The following is an 18,380-nucleotide window of genomic DNA, read 5'->3' as shown; positions in this document are numbered from 1 at the left end:
AAAGTGTACGGCACAGAACGGATTGCGCAAAGCGTCCGTATCCTCATTTCTGCGGACATGGCGAAATTGTCACGTCCAACGCTCCTCCCGTGCTCATCCGAGCAGACCCTTGCGAGGCCGTCCGCCCGCTCATCGAGGGCGCGGCCCAGCATCCGTCGAACGCGGTATCGTTGCGAATCCGCAGCCGGTGCAGCACCGAGCAGGATCAGGCAGCCACTCGCAAAGGAGCGACACAGAAGCAATGAACGCGCAGATCGATCACAACCTCGAAGAGATCCGCCGATTCCGCCCGAGTCCCGAGTTCGCCGCGCAGGCCGTGGCGCAGCAGAGCCTCTACACGGATGCCGCCGCCGACCGACTCGCATTCTGGGCTGACCGCGCCCGAGAACTGCACTGGCACACGCCGTTCACGAAGACCCTGGACTGGAGCAATCCGCCCTTCGCGACCTGGTTCGAGGACGGAGAGCTCAACGTCGCATACAACTGCCTGGACCGCCATGTGCTCGCCGGTCACGGCGATCGCATCGCCATCCACTGGGAGGGAGAGCCCGGCGACAGCCGCGACATCAGTTACGCCGAGCTCACCGCCGAGGTGAAGCGGGCGGCGAATCTGCTCACCAGCCTCGGCATCGAGGCTGGCGACCGCGTCGCCATCTACCTGCCGATGATCCCCGAGGCCGTCGTGGCCATGCTCGCGATCGCGCGCATCGGTGCCGTGCACTCCGTCGTCTTCGGCGGCTTCAGCCCCGACAGCCTGCACTCGCGCATCCTCGACGCCGAGGCGAAGCTCGTGATCACCGCTGACGGCGGCTACCGCAAGGGGCGCGTGTTCGGGTTGAAGGACACCGTCGACGCCGCGCTCGGCAAGGGCGCCCCCAGCATCGAGCACGTGCTCGTCGTGAAGCGGACCGGCAACGATGTGGCCTGGGAGGACGGACGCGACCTGTGGTGGGGCGACGAGATCGCCCAGGTCGACGCCGACCACGTGGCGAAGGCCTTCCCCGCCGAGCAGCCGCTGTTCATCCTCTACACCTCGGGCACGACGGGAAAGCCCAAGGGCATCCTGCACACCTCGGGCGGCTACCTGACACAGGCCGCCTTCACCCACCGCAACGTCTTCGACCTGCATCCGGAGTCCGATGTCTACTGGTGCACGGCCGATGTCGGCTGGATCACCGGGCACTCCTACGTCGTCTACGGTCCCCTCGCCAACGGCGCCACCCAGGTGCTCTACGAGGGCACCCCCGACACCCCTCACCCCGGGCGCTGGTGGGAGATCATCGAGAAGTACAAGGTGTCGATCCTCTACACGGCACCGACGGCGATCCGTTCGTTCATGAAGGTTGGGCGCCAGATCCCGCAGAAGTACAACCTGCGCTCACTGCGGGTGCTCGGCTCGGTGGGAGAGCCCATCAACCCCGAGGCGTGGATCTGGTACCGGCACGTGATCGGCGGCGGCTCGATCCCCGTCGTCGACACCTGGTGGCAGACGGAGACCGGCGCCATCATGATCTCCGCCCTCCCCGGCATCACGGACCTCAAGCCCGGGTCTGCGCAGATCCCCGTCCCCGGCATCTCTCTGGACATCGTCACGGATGAGGGCGAGCCGGTCTCCGGAACGGATGGCGGGCTGCTCGTGATCACCGAGCCGTGGCCGGCCATGCTCCGCGGCATCTGGGGCGACCCCGAGCGCTTCAAGGAGACGTACTGGGAGAAGTTCGGCGACAAGTACTTCGCCGGCGACGGAGCCCGCCGCGACGAGGACGGCGACATCTGGCTGCTCGGTCGCGTCGACGACGTGATGAACGTGTCCGGCCACCGCCTGTCGACGGCCGAGATCGAATCGTCGCTCGTCGCCCATGACATGACGGCGGAGGCCGCCGTCGTCGGGGCGGCCGACGAGACCACCGGCCAGGCCGTCGTGGCCTTCGTCATCCTCAAGGAGCGCCAGACCGTCTCGATGACGAACGAGGAGGCCAGCGAACAGCTGCGAGCCCACGTCGCCCGGCAGATCGGTGCGATCGCGCGCCCCCGCCAAGTCTTCATCGTCAACGAACTGCCGAAGACCCGTTCCGGCAAGATCATGCGGCGACTCCTGCGCGACCTCGCCGAGGGACGCGAGATAGGCGACACCACGACGCTGGCCGACACCGCAGTGATGCAGTCGATCACGGATCAGGTGCGCTGACCTCTCCGGCGGGAACGGGAGGACATCCTCCGATGGGGAGGCCTCCCGACGAGACGGGAGGCCTCCCCATCGGCATTCGTCCTCCCAGCTGAGAGATGCCGCCATCAGGCATGGGCGGCGTCGGCCGCCCAGAGGTGGCGACCCTGCGCGAGGACGGCGAGGATCTCGGACAGCACTCCCGGCCAATCGTCACGGATGCGGCGAGCCGAGAACCGCAGCACCACGTAGCCCTGGATCTCGAGTCGTGAGTCCTGTCGCAGGTCCCTGTCGTGCTGGTCGGGAGTGCTGTGAGCGTCGAAGCCGTCGAGCTGGAGGACGAGCCGCTCTCCGATCAGCCCGTCGACGCGATGCCCATCGATCACCACTTGTTGACGCATCTCGATGCCGACCGCGGCCAGGCCGGCCTTGGTGATCGACTCGACCCCGCTGTCCGACAGCGCTGTCGTTGCGGCCACCACACGTCGGAAGGCTTCGCGTCTGGTCGGAGCGAGCAGCTGCAACTCGGTGAGGCTCACGAGCCGCTTCGTCACCGCCGACTCGAACACAGCCAACGCGTTCGTTTCCGACTGGCAGGAAGCGATGCACGTCAGCATCCCCTGCACGCTGTCGAGCGACGGACGCGGCGCGTTGGCGAGGCGAGGTGACGACGTCCAGTGCCTCGTGACGGGCCTCAGGCCCTCCCGGATCCACGGATGGTCCTCGGTGTCCACGTGACCGCTGTGCCGCGGCACGACGACATGCAGGGCACCGTCGTCGACCACCCACAACTCCCGGACGACTGCCGCCGAAATGCAGCTGAGGGTGCCGCCGATCGCCACTGCCCGGACGATGAACGGATGACAGCTCGCCACGGCGAGCCAGTCGCGGCGGATGCGGGTCACAGTGCCGGACGCCAGAGCCGCTGCGACGGCGGGGCGGGAATACCGGGCCGCCATCACCTGCCTGCGGTGGACGATGCCTCCGACGGCCGATATGTACTCATCGATGCGCATGCTCCATCGTCCGCGAACGGCGAGCACGCGACTGGACCGCGTCTGTGCCTGAGGAACGCGCAGTTCGATCCGCCCTTGGGGAGGAGCTTCCGCCGATGGGGAGGCCTCCGCACCGGAGGCGAGACCTCCCGACCGGAAGGGAGGCATTCATTCGATGGGGAGGCCTCCCGACCATGCGGGAGGCCTCCCCATCGGCACTTTGCCTCCGAAACCCCGACCGAGCTACGCGCTAGGCGCTACTGGCTACGCGAAGGAGAGGACGAGCTCCACCTCGACCGGAGCGTCCAGCGGAAGAACCGCGACTCCGACCGCCGAACGTGCATGCCTGCCGGCTTCGCCGAAGATCTCGCCGAGGAGCTCGGAAGCTCCGTTGATCACTCCGGGCTGGCCCGTGAACGACGGGTCCGAGGCCACGAAGCCGGTGACCTTCACGACCTGGGTGACGCGGTCGAGGGACCCGATGACAGACTCGGCTGCCGCGAGCGCGTTCAGGATGCAGGTGGCGGCGTAGGCCTTCGCATCCGTCGCCGGAACGAGACCTTCGCCGTCGCCCACCTTGCCGGTGGCCGGCAGCGCGCCGTCCGTGAAGGGCAACTGGCCGGAGGTGAAGACCAGGTTGCCGCTGATCATCGCCGGAACGTAGGCGGCGACGGGCGCTGCGACGCTCGGCAGGGTGATGCCGAGCTCGGCGAGACGGTCCGCGATCTGCGACATCAGTTGCCGCCCTCGAACGCCGTGGCGGCGGATGCTGCAGCGGAGGCACCGGCCGCTGCCGCACCGGATGCCTCTCCGCCGACGGGGCGCTTCAGGTAGGCGACGAGGCCGCCTTCGGGGCCACTGACGACCTGGACGAGTTCCCAGCCCTCCGATCCCCAGTTGTTGAGGATCGCAGCCGTGCTGTGGATCATGAGCGGGGTGGTGACGTATTCCCAGGCGGGCATGGTGCTCCTTCGTCGAGGCGGGAGAGTGGAGTGGAGACCAGCCGCCGGAGCCGCGTGGCCTCGAGAGCGGCGCACAGCGCCGACTGAGCACTTTGTCAGCTTGCTCCCTTAAGCTCCACTATATGTCTGCCCAAAAACGATCGACCAGTGGCGTGCTCGGAGGCTTCCTGGCCTTCGTCGGCATGAGTGTCGCGGCCGGTGTCCTCGTGACGGCCGCAGTGACCCCCGCCATCGCGGTGAGCGGCATGGCCGCCACCAATGGAATCAACATGTTCGAGAACCTGCCGAGCTATCTCGAGATCGACGAGCTCGCGCAGAAGACGAACGTCTACGCGACCAAGAGCGACGGTACTCCTCAGCTTCTCGCGTCGTTCTTCGACCAGGACCGCGAAGAGGTCACCTGGGAGAACATCTCGCAGTACGCGAAGGATGCCGCCGTCGCCGGTGAGGATCCCCGCTTCTACGAGCACGGCGGGATCGACGTGCAGGGCACCGCCCGCGCGATGCTGACCACCTACGTGCTCAAGGGCGACACCCAGGGTGGATCGAGCATCACCCAGCAGTACGTGAAGAACGTGCTGGTGCAGAAGGCCGAACTCGAGGCGAAGACCGAGAAGGAGAAGGAGGCCGCCTACGCCGAGGCGACCGACCCGACCCCCGACCGCAAGCTCAAGGAGATGCGGCTCGCGATCGGCCTGGAGAAGAAGTACTCCAAGGACGACATCCTCAAGGGCTACCTCAACATCGCCGGCTTCGGCGGCCGGGTCTACGGCATCCAGGCCGCATCGCAGTACTACTTCGGCGGCGTGAGCGCCAAGGACCTGAAACTGGAGCAGGCGGCCGCGTTGCTCGCGATCGTGAACAACCCCGAGAAGTTCCGCCTCGACCGGCCCGACAGCGAGACCAACGGTGCCGCCACGAAGGTCAAGGGCGAAGTCGTCCCGTACGCCGCGACCAAGGAGCGTCGCGACTACATCCTCGACAGCATGCTCAAGTACAAGAAGATCACCCAGAAGGAGCACGACGCGGCGATCAAGACGCCGGTCGCTCCTGCTATCACCGAGCCGAGCACCGGCTGCTCGACCGCCGCGGATGCGGCGTTCTTCTGCGACTACGTCTACTGGACCATCCTCAACAACGAGGCCTTCGGCAAGACGCAGGACGAGCGCAAGAAGCTGCTCAGCCAGGGCGGCCTCGACGTCTACACCACCCTCGACCTCGACCTGCAGCACGCGGCAGCGGACGCCATGTTCCGGTTCGTGCCGCAGTCCGACCCGAACATCGATGTGGGAGCCACCGCCGTCTCGGTGCAGCCGGGTACCGGACGGGTGCTCGCGATGTCGCAGAACAAGTCGTTCTCGAACGACTCCGACGTGCTCGCCTTGGGCAACAACTACACGGCGGTCAACTACAACACTGACCTGGACTATGGCGGATCCAGCGGCTTCCAGCCCGGATCGACGTACAAGATCTTCACCTTGGCGGAGTGGATCAAGGAGGGGCACTCCCTCAATGAGTACGTGAACGCCTACAAGCGCTCGGACTGGGGACAGTTCAACGACAGCTGCGACGGACCGCAGAACTACGGCGGCGGGTTCGCACCCAACAACGACGAGGGCGGCAACGGTGGATCCTGGTCGGCGCTGTTCAACACCGTCAACTCGGAGAACACCGGCTTCGTGGCCATGGCCAAGCAGCTCGACCTGTGCGGCATCCGGAAGACCGCCGAGTCCTTCGGTGTGCACCGTGCTGACGGGGACCCGCTGCAGCAGGGAGCCAGCTCGATCCTCGGCACCAACGAGGTCGCACCCGTGACGATGGCCGAGGCCTTCGCGGGAGTCGCCGCCAGTGGCGTCGTCTGCAAGCCGATCGTGATCGACAAGATCGTCAAGCAGGACGGCACGGAGCTCACGCCGCCCTCCGCGGAGTGCGCGCAGAGCGTCGACCCGAAGGTGACCTCCGCCATGGCCTATGCCATGCAGCGCGTGATGTGGGAGGGAACCGGCTCGACCTCCAACGGTCGCACCGACCCTCAGGTTCCCATGATCGGCAAGACCGGAACGACAGACAACAACGAGGCCACCTGGATGAGCGGCGCCAGCACGAAGGTCGCAACGACCGTCGGTGTCTTCAACGTCACCGGCCACGTGAACCTGCGCGACACCTACTTCAACGGCACGCAGGCGGCCGTCATCCGTCACCAGATCTGGCCGGCCATCATGTCGGCCGCCAACGCCAAGTACGGCGGAGACGGATTCCCGGATGCCGACCCGTCGTCGCTGAAGACCGTCTACGCCACCGTGCCCGACGTGCGCGGCAAGTCGATCCAGGAGGCCCAGGACCTCATCGAGGCTGCTGGATTCGCCTTCGCCGATGGCGGCGCGCAGGACTCGGAGCTGCCGGCAGGTCAGGTCAGCAGCACGAACCCCTCCGGCGATGCGCCGCGTGGGTCGTTGGTGACCGTCTACACCTCGAACGGCGCGATGGTGCTGATGCCCGACGTCGTCGGACGCACCGAGGGCGACGCGAAGGGCCAGCTCAAGGGCACCTTCTCGGTGAAGAGCATCGACGTCGCTGTGACGGATCCGAAGCAGGACGGCATCGTGCAGTCCACCGACCCGGCCGCCGGAACCGGGGTCAAGCCCGGTTCGCAGGTCACGATCAGCGTCGGCAAGCTCAAGTCCGACAAGCCGGGAAAGGGCTAGCGGTGGCATCGTCCTCCGCTCGCTCGGGAGCCGCCGCGGCCGTCACTCTGACGGCCGCGGCGGCTCTCGCCGCACTGGCATGGGGCACTCTGGTGGAGCGCACGATGTGGACCCTGCGCGAGGTGCGGGTGCCGGTGCTTCCGGTCGGATCGAAGCCGATCCGAGTGCTGCACCTCTCCGACCTGCACATGGCGCCCTGGCAGCGTGACAAGCAGGAGTGGGTGCGTTCCCTCGCGGACCTGCGGCCCGACCTCATCGTCGACACCGGCGACAACCTCGGCCACCGTGACGGCATCGAGGGCATCAGGCACGCGTTCGAGCGCTTCGCCGGGATCCCGGGAGTCTTCGTCAATGGCTCGAACGATTACTACGGGCCCGTCGCCAAGAATCCGCTGCGCTACTTCGCCGGTCCGTCGAAGCACACGGGGCGGGCAGAGAAGCTCGACACCGCGGCGCTGCTCGAATTCTTCGACAGCCTGGGCTGGGTGGATCTCAACAATGCAGCGGGTTCGGCCGATATCGCCGGGACCCACTTCGAGTTCTTCGGCGTCGACGACCCCCACAAGAAGCTCGACCGCACTGAGCTCATCGCACGAGCCATCGACGAGCTGCGCGCCGACGACCCGCTCGGCGACGAGACCTGGCCCGACCGCGGCGAGGCTCCGGCCCCCCGCGCGACGGTCTCGGTCGGAGTCACGCACGCCCCGTACCAGCGCGTGCTCAACTCCTTCGTCAACCATGGAGCCCAGCTCATCCTCGCCGGCCACACCCACGGCGGCCAGGTCTGCGTGCCCGGCTTCGGTGCGTTGGTGACCAACTGCGACATCCCGCGCAAGCAGGTGAAGGGCCTGAGCCTCTGGTGGCACGGCATGCGCAACGCGTACCTCAACGTGTCGGCCGGCCTCGGCACCTCCATCTTCGCCCCCGCGCGTTTCGCCTGCCCGCCCGAGGCGACCTTGCTGACGCTGGTACCTGAGAACGAGCGCTGACTCGCAGCCGAGCGGCATCCGCTGGTCAACCCGATGCTTTTTATCGGCTATTCTTAGTGAGGCCTTCGGGCCATCGGGGTGTGGCGCAGCTTGGTAGCGCGCCTCGTTCGGGACGAGGAGGTCGTGGGTTCGAATCCCGCCACCCCGACAGATGAGCCCCCTTCCACTGGAAGGGGGCTTCGCTGTATCCGAGGGTGCTCGCGGATGGCGCTCAGCGCACGCGCGGGTCGACTCCTGCACCGACGAGGGTGGAGCCGTCGGGCTCGACCACGATGCGGCGTTCGCGATCGGCGCGACGGATCACAGCGCCGACGACGATGGCGGCGGCGAAGGCCACGACCGTCCACACGACGATGATCCCCACAACGACTGCTGTCGCCATTCTCGACTCCTCCTCGAGTCGTTCCCCTCGAGCACTTCCCCGGTCGTGCCGGGACACCCGCTAGGATACGGGGCTGCTCTGAACAGACACTGAATGTCGCGAGATCGCGTGATCGAGCCGCGACGGTGCGGACAGGAACCCGGATGGAGCCAGAACGTGAGCGGTCAGTACGCCCCGTCGCTGCCGAGAACGGCGCGCGCGGTCTTCCAGAGGATGAGCAGATCGCCCGTGAGGTTCCAGTTCTCGACGTAGTAGAGGTCGAGACGCACGGTCTCCTCCCAGTTCAGGTTCGAGCGGCCGCTGACCTGCCACAACCCGGTGATGCCGGGCTTCACCAGGAAGCGACGGTGAACGTGCTGGTCGTACTGCTCGACCTCACGCTCGAGCGGGGGCCGGGGCCCGACGATCGACATCGTGCCCCGGAACACGTTGAACAGCTGCGGCAGCTCGTCGAGGCTGAAGCGTCGCAGGAAGCCGCCGATCGGCGTCACGCGCGGGTCGTTCTTCATCTTGAACATGACCGAGTTGCCCTCGCTCCGTGCGACGCTCTCGAGCTCGGCGAGCCGGTCCTCTGCATCCATGTACATCGACCGGAACTTCAGCATGTCGAACTTCTCGCCCCGCAGCCCGATGCGCTGCTGCCTGAAGATGACGGATCCGGAGGTGCTGAGGCGCACGGCGACCGTGACGGCGAGCAGGAACGGCGCCAGGAGCACGATGAGAGCCCCCGAGCCGAGGATGTCGAAGAGACGCTTGATGTAGAGCTTGCCGCCGTAATACCGCGGGGTCTCCACGTGGATGAGGGGCAGCCCGGCGACAGGCCGCGTGTGCAGACGCGGTCCGCCGATGTCGGTCAGGCTGGGCGCGACCACGAGGTGCTGCCGACCCGGTTCGAGTTGCCAGCTGAGCTCTCGCACCAGGGATGGCGACATCTCGTTCGCGCTCGTGATGACGACGGTGTCCGCGTCCACGGCATCGAGGGATTCGATCAGGTTGGAGAGCGACCCGGACACGGGGATCTCGGTGCCCTCGATGACCCCGGCGACGGCCCCGCTCGGAGTGCACGCACCCACGACCTTGAGGCCGGACTCCGGAGCTCGGGCCAGGTCTCGCGCCATGGCGGCGACGGATGCCTCGGAGCCGACGAGCAGCACGCGGTGCGACATGCGCCCCTCGCGTCGACGCGCCGCCAGCCAGTTGCGCCAGAGATAGCGCTCGAGGACGATGCCGGGAAGGCCGAGGAGGAAGGCGAAAGCGAAGTACCGCTGCAGGCCGCCGATGTCGAGGAAGTAGGCGGCCATGCCACCGGCGCCGAAGACGATCAACGTCGAATTGATGACCCGGCGGTACTCGATCGAGCCCGCACCGATGTGCCGGGTCGACCGCGATCCCGCTGCCGTCAGCGCGAACATCCAGACGAGGACGACCACCACGGACACCAGTGTCGGTGCCGTCAGGGTCATCATCTCGCCGATGCCGGCGATCTGCGCCGGCAGTCCGCCGACGTACTGCGCCACGACGACGCAGAGTGCGATCACGACGAGGTCCGAGAAGAAGAGAAGCTGACCGTATTTCTGGTTCCAGTCGGTCTGCTTCATCACCCTCGAGCTCGTCGCCATGGTGTTTTCAATGGCTTGAGTCAAAAGTCCGTCCCCGTCGAGTTGGCTCTACCTAAGCATCGAGCCGTCGCGCCGTGCCATCTACGGGGGTCAGATTTAACACACCCGACATATCCTCGACACCGCTGAGTCCACAGAGCGCTATGGAATGGAAATCACGACGCGAGGGTGCGAACCACCGGTTCCCCGACGAGAGCACGATTTCGACGGGGCCGACCAGACAAGGACTGTGAGCCCCGATGAGAGAAGCGTCGATCAGCCGTATCGGCGCATCGTCGCGCCACGGCGTCGCCTCCCGCGGGGTGCGCGCCCGCCGCGGTCTCGCCCTCGTCGTCTGCGCCGTGCTCGCGCTCCCACTTGTCTCGTGCGCGAGCACGTCTTCAGCCGCTGACCCCGAACCCACCGACTCGGCCGTCGAGGTCATGCCCGGGCTCGTGTACTCCTCCCCTGACGGCGGCGACCTCAAGCTCGACGCCTGCATCCCCCAAGATGTCGCGGAGCCGACGGCGGCCATCGTCCTCCTGCACGGCGGTGGATTCACTGAAGGCGAACGCACCGGCGGTGGCATGCGGGCCGTGTGCGAGCTGTTCGCCGCCCACGGCTTCGCCGGCTTCTCCATCGACTACAGGCTGGCCCCCGACTTCGTCTATCCGAGCCAGGTCGACGACGTCGAGGCGGCCATCAGCTGGCTCCGCGAGCCGGAGCAGGTCGAGCGCTTCGGCATCGACCCCGCTCGCGTCGGGCTGTTCGGCAGCTCGGCCGGCGCCATCCTCACGCAGACCGTCGCCACCCTCGGCACGGGCTCCCTGCAGGAGGGCGGTCGCGTCGCTGCCGCTGTCTCGCTGTCCGGCGTCTCGCTGATGACGGAGGAGGCACTCACCATGGGCAACCCGTCCGACGAGGCCGCCGCGATGATCCTCAACTACCTCGGATGCCCGACTGTGGTCGCCGCCGACTGCCCGCAGGCGGCTGAAGCGTCGGCCGAGCTCTCGGTCGACGCATCCGACCCTCCGATGATCCTCGTGAACGGCTCGGACGAACTCGTTCCCGTCGAGCAGGCCGAATCGATGGCGGCAGCCCTCAAGGCTGCGAAGGTCCCCGTGCAGCTGAGCGTGCAGGACGGATCGAAGCACGGCATCCAGCTGCTCGGCCCGCGTCTTCGAGCCCGCGTGCTCGAGTTCTTCACCGAGCGGCTCTCATGACCCGCTCCCCGTCCGTGGGCTCGCGCCCGATCGACCGTCAACCCCGGAGGTAAGTCAGTGGACTTCAAGCAGACGATCCGCGTCATCCGACGCCATTGGGTTCCCGTCGTCGTCACGATCCTGGCCGGAATCCTCGCCGCGATCGCCTACGTCGCCGTCGCCCCGGCGCAGTACACGACGCAGACGAAGCTGCTGCTCGAGCCGACAGGCGGAACGGGCACCGCCCAGGAGCTCGTCGCCGGGAACAACCTGCTCGTGCAGCAGGTGGGCACCTTCACCCAGCTCGCCTCCACCCCGGTGGTGCTGCAGCCCGTCATCGACGAGCTCGGCCTCGACACGACGGCCGACAAGCTCGCCACCAAGGTGAGCGTCGCCTCGGTGGGCCTGTCTGCGCTCATCGCGATCGAGGCGACGGCCGACACCCCGCAGGGCGCCGTCGACCTGGGCAATGCCGTCGCGGCGAGCCTCAGCGACCAGATCGAGAGCTCGGGATCCACGACGTCGCCCGCGGCGATCAGCACCTCCGTCGTACAGGAGCCGGTGGCACCGAGCTCGCCGTCGTCGCCCAACACGATCCTGGCCATCCTCATCGGTCTCTTCGGCGGCCTCGCCGTGGCCTTCATCATCGTGGTCGTGGCCGAACTGCTGAACACGCGGGTGCGCAACGGTCGTGACATCGCCAAGGCGACGGATGCCGTCTACCTGGGCCGCGTACCGGCGGAGCGCTCGCTCTCCCGCAAGCCCGTGCCGGCGATGACAGCGCCGTCTGGTCGTTTCGCCGAGGCCGTGCGCATCATCCGCACCAAGATCGTCGCGTCGATCTCGGCATCCACAGCTCCGGTGGTGGTCGTCAGCTCGCCCGGACTCGGCGACGGCAAGAGCACGATCGCTGCCAACCTCGCCGTCGCGCTGGCCGAAGGCGGCCTGCGAGTCGCCCTCATCGACGGCGATCTGCGCTCCCCGTCGACGGCCCGCCTGTTCGGCCTCACGTCGAAGACGGGCCTGTCGTACGCCCTCCTCGCCGGCGCCGCTCCCGAGGCCATCACTCGATCCGAGGTGGCGACAGGGCTCACCGTCATCACGACGGATGCCGTCCCGGCCGGTGCCAGCGACGTGCTCTCCTCCGAGCGCACCACCGCCGTCATCTCGGCCCTCGCGGCCGATGTCGACATCGTCATCCTCGACGCCGGTCCCCTCCTCGCGAACTCCGACGGACTCGCCCTCTCCGAGGTCGCCGACGGGTACGTCGTCGTCGCCCGCTCCGGCCGCACCCGTTCCGATGAGCTGCGCCAGGCCGTCGACTCGCTGGACGAGGTCGGCGCCGAGGTCTACGGGGTCGTGCTGACCGCGGCTCCCGTGCGCGGCGCGGACGCCCGGGACTGATCGGCAGGTCGGCTTCATGACACTGCAGGCGACGCGGCAGAGGCCGCCCGACGGAAGCACGCCGGCCGGGCGAGCTTCCCGCCTGAGCCCGCGCCTGCGAGCGGACGTGCTGCTCTCGGTCGCCGGAGCCGTGGTCGCCGTCGCGCTCGTCGTGGCGTCGCTGCTCGTCCAACCGGCGCTCTTCATCATCGTCATCGCCGGAGCGGCGCTCGTGTACCTCGCGGCATTCCACCCGAAGGTCTTCGCGCTCGTCGGCGTCTCGGCCATCATCCTGTCGAACGTGCTGCAGCAGGTCGTCGGACCCCTGGCGTCGAACATCGACGAAGCCGTCATCGGACTGTCGGTCGTCGCCTTCACGACGCGAAGGCTGCTCACCGAGCACCGCATCGTGCTCCTGCCCGGCACGACCTGGTTCCTGCTGTTCTTCGTGTTCGGTGTTCTGAGCGGCGTCGCCCTGCACGTGCCCTATTCGCTGATGATGCAGTCGCTGATCCTCATCGCCAAGGGACTGCTGTTCGCCTTCGCTCTCGCCCAGCTGCGCTGGACCGATCGCGACTTCGCGGCACTGCTGCGTGCCGGGATCGTGGCGATCGGCGTCATCGCCGTGTCGGGACTCGCGAACCTCGCCTTCCCCGATGCGTGGCGTGGCATCGTCGGCGGCACCATCACCCACCTCGGCGGTGTCACGGCGCTGCAGGGCCTGTTCCAGCATCCGGCGGCGTTCGGCCGTTTCACCGCAGTGCTGGCCGTCGGGGCCCTCGCCTACGCCTGCGTGGTGCGCACCTCGCTCGGCAACGCCATCCTCATCGGCGTGACAGTGGTGCTCACCACCCTCACGCTCGAGGTGAAGTCGATCGTCGGCCTGCTCGCCGCCCTCGGCATCCTCACCGTCCGCTACGGCCGGCCGATCCTCATCGTCGTCGCCCTCTGCTTCGGTCCCTTCGCCATCGCGCTGATCGTGCCGCCGCTCATCGCACTCGTCGGAGACGCCGTGCAGATGTACATCATCCAGGACTCCGCGCGCTCGACGATGACCTGGGGGTCACTGGCTGTCGCCACCGCGTACTTCCCGTTCGGCGCCGGCTTCGGTCGGTTCGGCAGCTTTCCCGCCGGAGTGAACTACAGCCCGGAGTACTACGCCCTCGGCTTCGACCACGTCTACGGCCTCGGCCCGGGCGAGAAGGGCATGTTCCTGAACGACACGCAGTGGCCGGCCATCATCGGGGAGAGCGGATGGCTCGGAGCCGCCGCCTTCTCCGTCGGCATCGTCTGCGTGCTGGTCAGCCTGCTGCGCGCGAGCTCCCCGACGGAGTCGGTGCTCGCGCGGTGGGTGCGCATCACCGGCGTCGGCTGGCTGGTGCTCCTCGTGATCGAGTCGGCAGCCGCTCCGGTCTTCGTCTCGGCGCCGTCGTTCCCGTTCGTGTTCGCCGTCGCGGGCATCGTGGCGTCGCTGCGCTCGGCTGCACGTGATGAGCAGCTCGCGACCGGGCTCCTGCCCGCGCGGAGTCTGCTCTCTCAGCGGCTCCCGCGGAGCACCGCGCGCCAGCGCGCCGCGACCCGGGGATAGACGGCGGCAGCCGAGTAGTCGCGCTGGAACCTGGCCGTACCGGCGGCGCGCAGTTCGTCGCGGGCGGCATCCGACACCATCAGACGCTCGAGTGCGTCGGCCAGGGCTGCTGCATCGCCGGCATCGACCAGGATGCCGGCGCCATCGGCCAGCACCGCGGGAACCCCGCCGACCCGGGTCGCCACGACGCAGTCCTGCCGGGCCAGCGCCTCGAGGATGAACATCGGCATGGCCTCGTCGCGCGACGGGAGCACGGCGATCTCGGCCGCCTCCAGCATCTCCATGAGTTCGGCGTGCGGGAGCCCGCCGTGGAAGACCGCGTCGGCCAGCTCCGACGGAACGACCTCGGGGTCGGCGACGGGACCGACGACATGCAGGGTCCACCCGCGGTGGTCGGTGATCCTCCGCCAGGCGTCGACGAGGACGTCGACCCCCTTCCGGCGCGAGACGCTGCCGCCGAACACGACGCTCCTGCCCTTCTCGCGCTGCGTTCCCGCGGGAACGGCGTTCGGAATGAGTTCCGTCGGTGCTCCCGGCAGCACGGCGAGCACCGCGGCCCGGGTCTCGGTGCTCAGAACGAAGACGCTGTCGGCTGCACGCAGCACTGTCGCGACTCTGGCGGGCTCGCGTGCCGCGTACTCGGGGAAGCTGCTGCCGTGCAGGTGCGCGACAGTGCCGAAGCCGCGAGCGTGGGCGAGGCGAAGCAGGAGCCCCTCGCGCACGAAGGATCCGCCCTGCGAGAGGTGCACCACGACCACGCGTCGGTCGCGACCGCGCAGTGTGGCGAGTCGCCAGGCGGCTGCGAGGAAGATCGCGACGGCTCGCGGACCTGTCGATCCGTCGCGCGACACGACCACCCGCAGGTCGCAGTCGTCGAAGGGATAGGAGAGGTAGCCGTTGACCACCTGGGTCATGCCCCCGGCGACCTCGCCCCGACGGCCGACGTGGAGCACCTCGATGCGGTCGAGCATCGTGCGGGGCACGTCGACGGCCACGCTCATGCGTCGACCAGTTCCGTGCGCGACGGAACGCCGGCAATGAGGCTCTCGACCCGCACGCGCATGAGCTCGAGCTCCCCTCTCGCGTTCGCGAGGGAGGCGCGTACGGCCGGGCCACGCTGCAGAGCCCCGGCCAGGGCCGCGACGATCTCATCCTCGGTGAGCCCGCTCGCCGGAACGCCGACGCCCGAGACGCCCGCGGCCTCGAAGTGCCTGTCGATCTTGCCTGACTCGTCGACGAGCAGCGCGATCGGCGCTGCCCCCTCGGTGGAGGCCGCGATCAGCACGTGCAGCCTGTCGCTGACCGCGAGCGCCGTCCGCGCGTAGACGGCCCGCAGCCTGTCCTCCTGCCCGCCGTGGTCCGAGCCGTCCCAGTCGGCGAGGTCGGCGCCGAGGGCGGCTGCCAGGTCGCGCGAGCGCTGGCGATCACGGAGCACCTGGGTGACGACCTCGATGCGGAGTCCAGTGTCAGCTGCGAAGCGACGGATGCCGGCGACCCAGGCCGCACCCGGCTCGGGCCGGTCACTGCGCATCGACACGACGATGGTGTCGCGGCTCTCGGCTGCGGCATCCGTCGATGGTCCGGTGCCCTCGCCGAAGGCGAGATCGGGCATGACCTCGCCGCCGAGGTAGGCGGCCGTCGTTCCGTCGCGCCAGGCCGTGAGCTGGGACAGGGCGATGGATGGACGCATGAGCAGGCGGGGCACGGGAGCGAAGTCGCGCGACCCGGAGCCCACGCGCACCACCGATCCCCCGCGCAGGCGCAGCAGGGCGAGCAACGGCAGCACGACGACGTGCTCCTTCATTCCGATGATGGTCAGCTGGATCTCCCCGGGCTTGAACACGTAGTGCGCGGTGCCGCCCCACGCGCGCGACAGGCCGGCGCGATACCAGGACGCGAACGAGCGGTACACGACGTCGTCGGAGCCGACCCCGAGCGATTCCGCGTAGCCTTCAGGCGATGCACCGACATAGACGTGCAGGCGGCCGAGCGGCTTCAGCCAGGCGATGAGCTGGCGCCGCAGGATGATGTCGCCGATGTTGTCGTACTGGCCGACCCCGGGCACGAAGATATCGATCGCGTTCGGACCAGCGGGAGCCGCCGCAGCGGCCCTGTCGGTCACGCGGCCGCCAGATCGCCGCGGATGGCCGTCGTGGCCGCTGCGTGGATCATGTCGGCAGTGAGGTCCTCGACCTCGGTCGAGGTGCCGATGCCGAGCTCGGACATCAGCCTGGCGATCTGCTCCTGGTGGTTGTCGACGTGCTCTCCGCGATCCTTGCGTCGCACGACGGCGATCGGCGAGATGCCCATCTCGAGCAGTCCGAGCACCGTGCCGACCCCGGCGTGGGTGATGACGACGTCGGCCTCCTTGGCGTAGCGCTCGAAGTCCTCGGCGCTCACCTGGGCGTAGGCGGTGCCCGGTAGGTCACGCTTGGCCTCGGTGTAGCCCAGCTGCCAGGTGGTGTCGTCACCGGCGATGCCGAGGTCGACGATGCGGTCGACGAGGGAGTCGAAGCCGTAGCCCTCGATCGTTCCCAGGGTCACGAAGAGCTTCAGTCGGCCGTCGGCCGGCTTGGGCTTCGCCACATTGTGGAAGGTCGACAGCACGCTCGGATGCACGCCCCACCGGCCTGATGACCAGTGCGGGTGCTGCGTGCGCAGTTCGGCCAGACGGAACCTGTCCAGGATGCGGCCCGACAACGACGGACCGTCGACCCTGGAGACGCTCTCGATGTAGAGGGTCGGCAGCCCTCCCAGCTTCGCGGCCGGGAGAGCAGCCAAGGCCAGCGCCGATCCGGTGCTCACCGCGCCGTCGAACTTCGTGTTCTTGATGGCGGCACGGATCGACTGGTAGGCGCGCACGACGTTCGCCGCGTCGCGCGGCCGGATGTAGGGCACGTAGAGCACGTTGCGCCCCTTCAGCAGCGACTCGCTCTGCGGGGTGCGGAAGGTCACCCACAGCGAGTCGTCCGTGGCGCCGAGTCCGGGGGCCAGACGCACCAGCTGGGCGAGGTGACCGCCGGTCGAGGCGGCGAGCAGCAGCTTTCCTCCGGGGCTGCTCTCGGTGGCCGGGGTGGTGTCGAAATCCGTCGTCATGTCGATATCTCCTTGTTGCGTGCAGGGTGCGGAGGGGAGGTCACGACCGTGTGCCGGCCGTCGGGAATCGTGGGGGCATCCGTGCTGCTGTCGGATGCCGGTGCTCCGGCTGGCGCGGCGGTGCGCCTGCGCCTGATGACGGGAGGAACGTAGAGCCAGCGCACGCGGGTCGTGAGCTTGGAGAGCAGCAACGAGACGACGATGGCCACCACGACGAGTGCGATCTGGATGGCGATGCCGACGCCGCGATTCACTCCGCCGAGCACGATCCCGAGCAGGCCGGCGATCGGAACGATCACGAACAAGTGCAGCAGGTAGATCTGCAGGCTCTCGGCCCCCATCGTCGACACGAAGGACAGCATCCGGAGCCTGGCGAGGTAGGCGGAGAGCAGTACGCCGAGCGCAACGGCCGATGCCTGGCCCAGCAGCACGAGGAATGGAACCCATCGTGCCGGCAGGAGGAAGAGGATGGCGGCGGAGGCCACGAGCGCTGCGGCGGCGAGTAGCGTGCGCTGCACGGAGACCTTCGCGACCGCGGCGAACACCCGCGGCGCGTAGAGCGCCCCGAAGGCGTAGAAGACGTAGAGGGCGCCGACGCGGTTCCAGCCGATGTTGCCGCTGTTGATGAGGCCGGCTGTGACGGCGCTCGACAGCAGTGCCGCGAGCACCACGTGAACGACGGGCGGGAGCTTCCTCAGCGCCCAGGCGGCGAAGGCGAACACCGCGAGGGCGTAGATGAACCAGTAGCTGCTGCTCGGCCAGATGAGGATCAGAGCCAGGCTGATGGGATTGCTCGCCGGCAGCTCTCCGAGCTCGCCGCTGAGCCCCGGAATGACCAGGTAGAACGCGAACCGCACGATCGACCAGACGATATAGAGGTAGAGCACGGGCAACAGCCGTCGTCTCCACAGGTTGCCGAACGTCCAGGTGACCGCTCGAGCGCCGAAGAGTCCGGCGATGAGGAAGAAGACGGGCATGGGGAACAGCTCGAGCACGAGCTTCATGCGATTCGGCAACCCCATGATGCCGGCGTGCTGCAGGTACAACGTCACGTGGTAGAGCACGACCATGGCGATGGCGACGCCTTTGGCGAAGTTCATCCAGGCACGTGGGCGCGGCTCGGAAACGGTCCAGCGATAGGTTGTGGCGGTCACGGCTGTCCAATCTCTCGGTCGGCCGTGCACCCGACTTGACTCGGGTGGGTGCACGCCCACCGTCGGGTCGCAGCTCCGTTCTCGCGATCGGTCCTGCACTGAAAACGTTAGTGAGGGCTCGTCACCTGCAGGAGTCGCTGAGGTTAACGCTCGGCGCTGAAG

Annotated in this window: 15 protein-coding genes and 1 tRNA gene; 7 read left to right on the top strand and 9 right to left on the bottom strand. The window is 68.0% G+C overall.

What is annotated here, in order from left to right:
- The first annotated feature begins 241 nt into the window (after window positions 1-241).
- Complete coding sequence (gene acs, locus ASC59_RS16625; protein ID WP_055825255.1) at window positions 242-2,188, top strand: acetate--CoA ligase; 1,947 nt, start codon at window positions 242-244, stop codon at window positions 2,186-2,188.
- 104 nt (window positions 2,189-2,292) lie between these two features.
- Here the strand turns inward: acs and ASC59_RS16620 are convergent, their stop codons facing one another.
- The 3 genes from ASC59_RS16620 to ASC59_RS16610 all read right to left on the bottom strand — a co-directional run bounded on the left by ASC59_RS16620 (window position 2,293) and on the right by ASC59_RS16610 (window position 4,121).
- Window positions 2,293-3,180, bottom strand: a complete 888-nt coding sequence (locus ASC59_RS16620; RefSeq protein WP_055825252.1) for an endonuclease domain-containing protein — start codon at window positions 3,178-3,180, stop codon at window positions 2,293-2,295.
- Window positions 3,181-3,423: 243 nt separating this feature from the next.
- Window positions 3,424-3,894 (bottom strand): RidA family protein, encoded by a 471-nt coding sequence (locus tag ASC59_RS16615; RefSeq protein WP_055825249.1) that lies wholly within the window; start codon window positions 3,892-3,894, stop codon window positions 3,424-3,426.
- Window positions 3,894-4,121: a hypothetical protein gene (locus ASC59_RS16610; protein WP_055825246.1), complete on the bottom strand. Its 228-nt coding sequence runs from the start codon at window positions 4,119-4,121 to the stop codon at window positions 3,894-3,896. Before ASC59_RS16610 ends, ASC59_RS16615 begins: the two co-directional genes overlap by 1 nt.
- A 122-nt stretch (window positions 4,122-4,243) precedes the next feature.
- Between ASC59_RS16610 and ASC59_RS16605 the strand changes: the two genes are divergently transcribed.
- The 3 genes from ASC59_RS16605 (at window position 4,244) to ASC59_RS16595 (ending at window position 7,963) form a co-directional block, all read left to right on the top strand.
- On the top strand, window positions 4,244-6,826 hold the full coding sequence (locus ASC59_RS16605; protein WP_055825244.1) for a transglycosylase domain-containing protein: 2,583 nt from the start codon (window positions 4,244-4,246) through the stop codon (window positions 6,824-6,826).
- Between the two features lie 2 nt (window positions 6,827-6,828).
- Window positions 6,829-7,815, top strand: a complete 987-nt coding sequence (locus tag ASC59_RS16600; protein WP_055825241.1) for a metallophosphoesterase — start codon at window positions 6,829-6,831, stop codon at window positions 7,813-7,815.
- Between the two features lie 74 nt (window positions 7,816-7,889).
- A tRNA-Pro gene (locus tag ASC59_RS16595) sits at window positions 7,890-7,963 on the top strand.
- Between the two features lie 63 nt (window positions 7,964-8,026).
- Here ASC59_RS16595 and ASC59_RS17340 read toward each other — a convergent pair.
- Both ASC59_RS17340 and ASC59_RS16590 read right to left on the bottom strand, forming a co-directional pair.
- Window positions 8,027-8,197, bottom strand: a complete 171-nt coding sequence (locus ASC59_RS17340) for a hypothetical protein (protein WP_157488209.1) — start codon at window positions 8,195-8,197, stop codon at window positions 8,027-8,029.
- Window positions 8,198-8,361: 164 nt separating this feature from the next.
- The gene (locus ASC59_RS16590) at window positions 8,362-9,795 is read right to left on the bottom strand and encodes a sugar transferase (RefSeq protein ID WP_235492778.1); all 1,434 of its coding nucleotides are present in this window, start codon (window positions 9,793-9,795) and stop codon (window positions 8,362-8,364) included.
- A 260-nt stretch (window positions 9,796-10,055) separates the two neighbouring features.
- Between ASC59_RS16590 and ASC59_RS16585 the strand changes: the two genes are divergently transcribed.
- From ASC59_RS16585 to ASC59_RS16575, 3 genes are read left to right on the top strand one after another with little or no spacing between them, the layout of a single operon-like run.
- Window positions 10,056-11,018, top strand: a complete 963-nt coding sequence (locus ASC59_RS16585) for an alpha/beta hydrolase (RefSeq protein ID WP_055825235.1) — start codon at window positions 10,056-10,058, stop codon at window positions 11,016-11,018.
- Between the two features lie 57 nt (window positions 11,019-11,075).
- The gene (locus ASC59_RS16580) at window positions 11,076-12,401 is read left to right on the top strand and encodes a polysaccharide biosynthesis tyrosine autokinase (protein WP_055825232.1); all 1,326 of its coding nucleotides are present in this window, start codon (window positions 11,076-11,078) and stop codon (window positions 12,399-12,401) included.
- Between the two features lie 16 nt (window positions 12,402-12,417).
- On the top strand, window positions 12,418-13,968 hold the full coding sequence (locus ASC59_RS16575; protein ID WP_055825229.1) for a hypothetical protein: 1,551 nt from the start codon (window positions 12,418-12,420) through the stop codon (window positions 13,966-13,968).
- Here the strand turns inward: ASC59_RS16575 and ASC59_RS16570 are convergent.
- Genes ASC59_RS16570 through ASC59_RS16555 form a run of 4 tightly spaced genes read right to left on the bottom strand, consistent with a single transcriptional unit; the run spans window position 13,917 to window position 18,164 of the window.
- On the bottom strand, window positions 13,917-14,969 hold the full coding sequence (locus ASC59_RS16570) for a glycosyltransferase family 4 protein (protein ID WP_055825226.1): 1,053 nt from the start codon (window positions 14,967-14,969) through the stop codon (window positions 13,917-13,919). The genes ASC59_RS16575 and ASC59_RS16570 overlap by 52 nt on opposite strands.
- Complete coding sequence (locus tag ASC59_RS16565; RefSeq protein WP_055825223.1) at window positions 14,966-16,090, bottom strand: polysaccharide pyruvyl transferase family protein; 1,125 nt, start codon at window positions 16,088-16,090, stop codon at window positions 14,966-14,968. Before ASC59_RS16565 ends, ASC59_RS16570 begins: the two co-directional genes overlap by 4 nt.
- The gene (locus tag ASC59_RS16560; RefSeq protein WP_055825220.1) at window positions 16,087-17,064 is read right to left on the bottom strand and encodes a glycosyltransferase; all 978 of its coding nucleotides are present in this window, start codon (window positions 17,062-17,064) and stop codon (window positions 16,087-16,089) included. Before ASC59_RS16560 ends, ASC59_RS16565 begins: the two co-directional genes overlap by 4 nt.
- Window positions 17,061-18,164 (bottom strand): acyltransferase family protein, encoded by a 1,104-nt coding sequence (locus ASC59_RS16555; RefSeq protein ID WP_055825217.1) that lies wholly within the window; start codon window positions 18,162-18,164, stop codon window positions 17,061-17,063. Before ASC59_RS16555 ends, ASC59_RS16560 begins: the two co-directional genes overlap by 4 nt.
- Window positions 18,165-18,380: the final 216 nt, after the last annotated feature.

Origin of the sequence: Leifsonia sp. Root1293 (genome assembly GCF_001425325.1) — a bacterium.
Lineage (GTDB): Bacteria > Actinomycetota > Actinomycetes > Actinomycetales > Microbacteriaceae > Orlajensenia.
This window is presented reverse-complemented; position numbering and strand designations above follow the sequence as displayed.

Excerpts from the sequence above, each read along its gene's own strand:
- acs (WP_055825255.1), top strand. The coding sequence starts at position 242 with ATGAACGCGCAGATCGATCACAACCTCGAAGAGATCCGCCGATTCCGC.
- ASC59_RS16620 (WP_055825252.1), bottom strand. The coding sequence starts at position 3,180 with ATGCGCATCGATGAGTACATATCGGCCGTCGGAGGCATCGTCCACCGC.
- ASC59_RS16615 (WP_055825249.1), bottom strand. The coding sequence starts at position 3,894 with ATGTCGCAGATCGCGGACCGTCTCGCCGAGCTCGGCATCACCCTGCCG.
- ASC59_RS16610 (WP_055825246.1), bottom strand. The coding sequence starts at position 4,121 with ATGCCCGCCTGGGAATACGTCACCACCCCGCTCATGATCCACAGCACG.
- ASC59_RS16605 (WP_055825244.1), top strand. The coding sequence starts at position 4,244 with ATGTCTGCCCAAAAACGATCGACCAGTGGCGTGCTCGGAGGCTTCCTG.
- ASC59_RS17340 (WP_157488209.1), bottom strand. The coding sequence starts at position 8,197 with ATGGCGACAGCAGTCGTTGTGGGGATCATCGTCGTGTGGACGGTCGTG.
- ASC59_RS16590 (WP_235492778.1), bottom strand. The coding sequence starts at position 9,795 with ATGAAGCAGACCGACTGGAACCAGAAATACGGTCAGCTTCTCTTCTTC.
- ASC59_RS16585 (WP_055825235.1), top strand. The coding sequence starts at position 10,056 with ATGAGAGAAGCGTCGATCAGCCGTATCGGCGCATCGTCGCGCCACGGC.
- ASC59_RS16575 (WP_055825229.1), top strand. The coding sequence starts at position 12,418 with ATGACACTGCAGGCGACGCGGCAGAGGCCGCCCGACGGAAGCACGCCG.
- ASC59_RS16570 (WP_055825226.1), bottom strand. The coding sequence starts at position 14,969 with ATGAGCGTGGCCGTCGACGTGCCCCGCACGATGCTCGACCGCATCGAG.
- ASC59_RS16560 (WP_055825220.1), bottom strand. The coding sequence starts at position 17,064 with ATGACGACGGATTTCGACACCACCCCGGCCACCGAGAGCAGCCCCGGA.
- ASC59_RS16555 (WP_055825217.1), bottom strand. The coding sequence starts at position 18,164 with ATGAACTTCGCCAAAGGCGTCGCCATCGCCATGGTCGTGCTCTACCAC.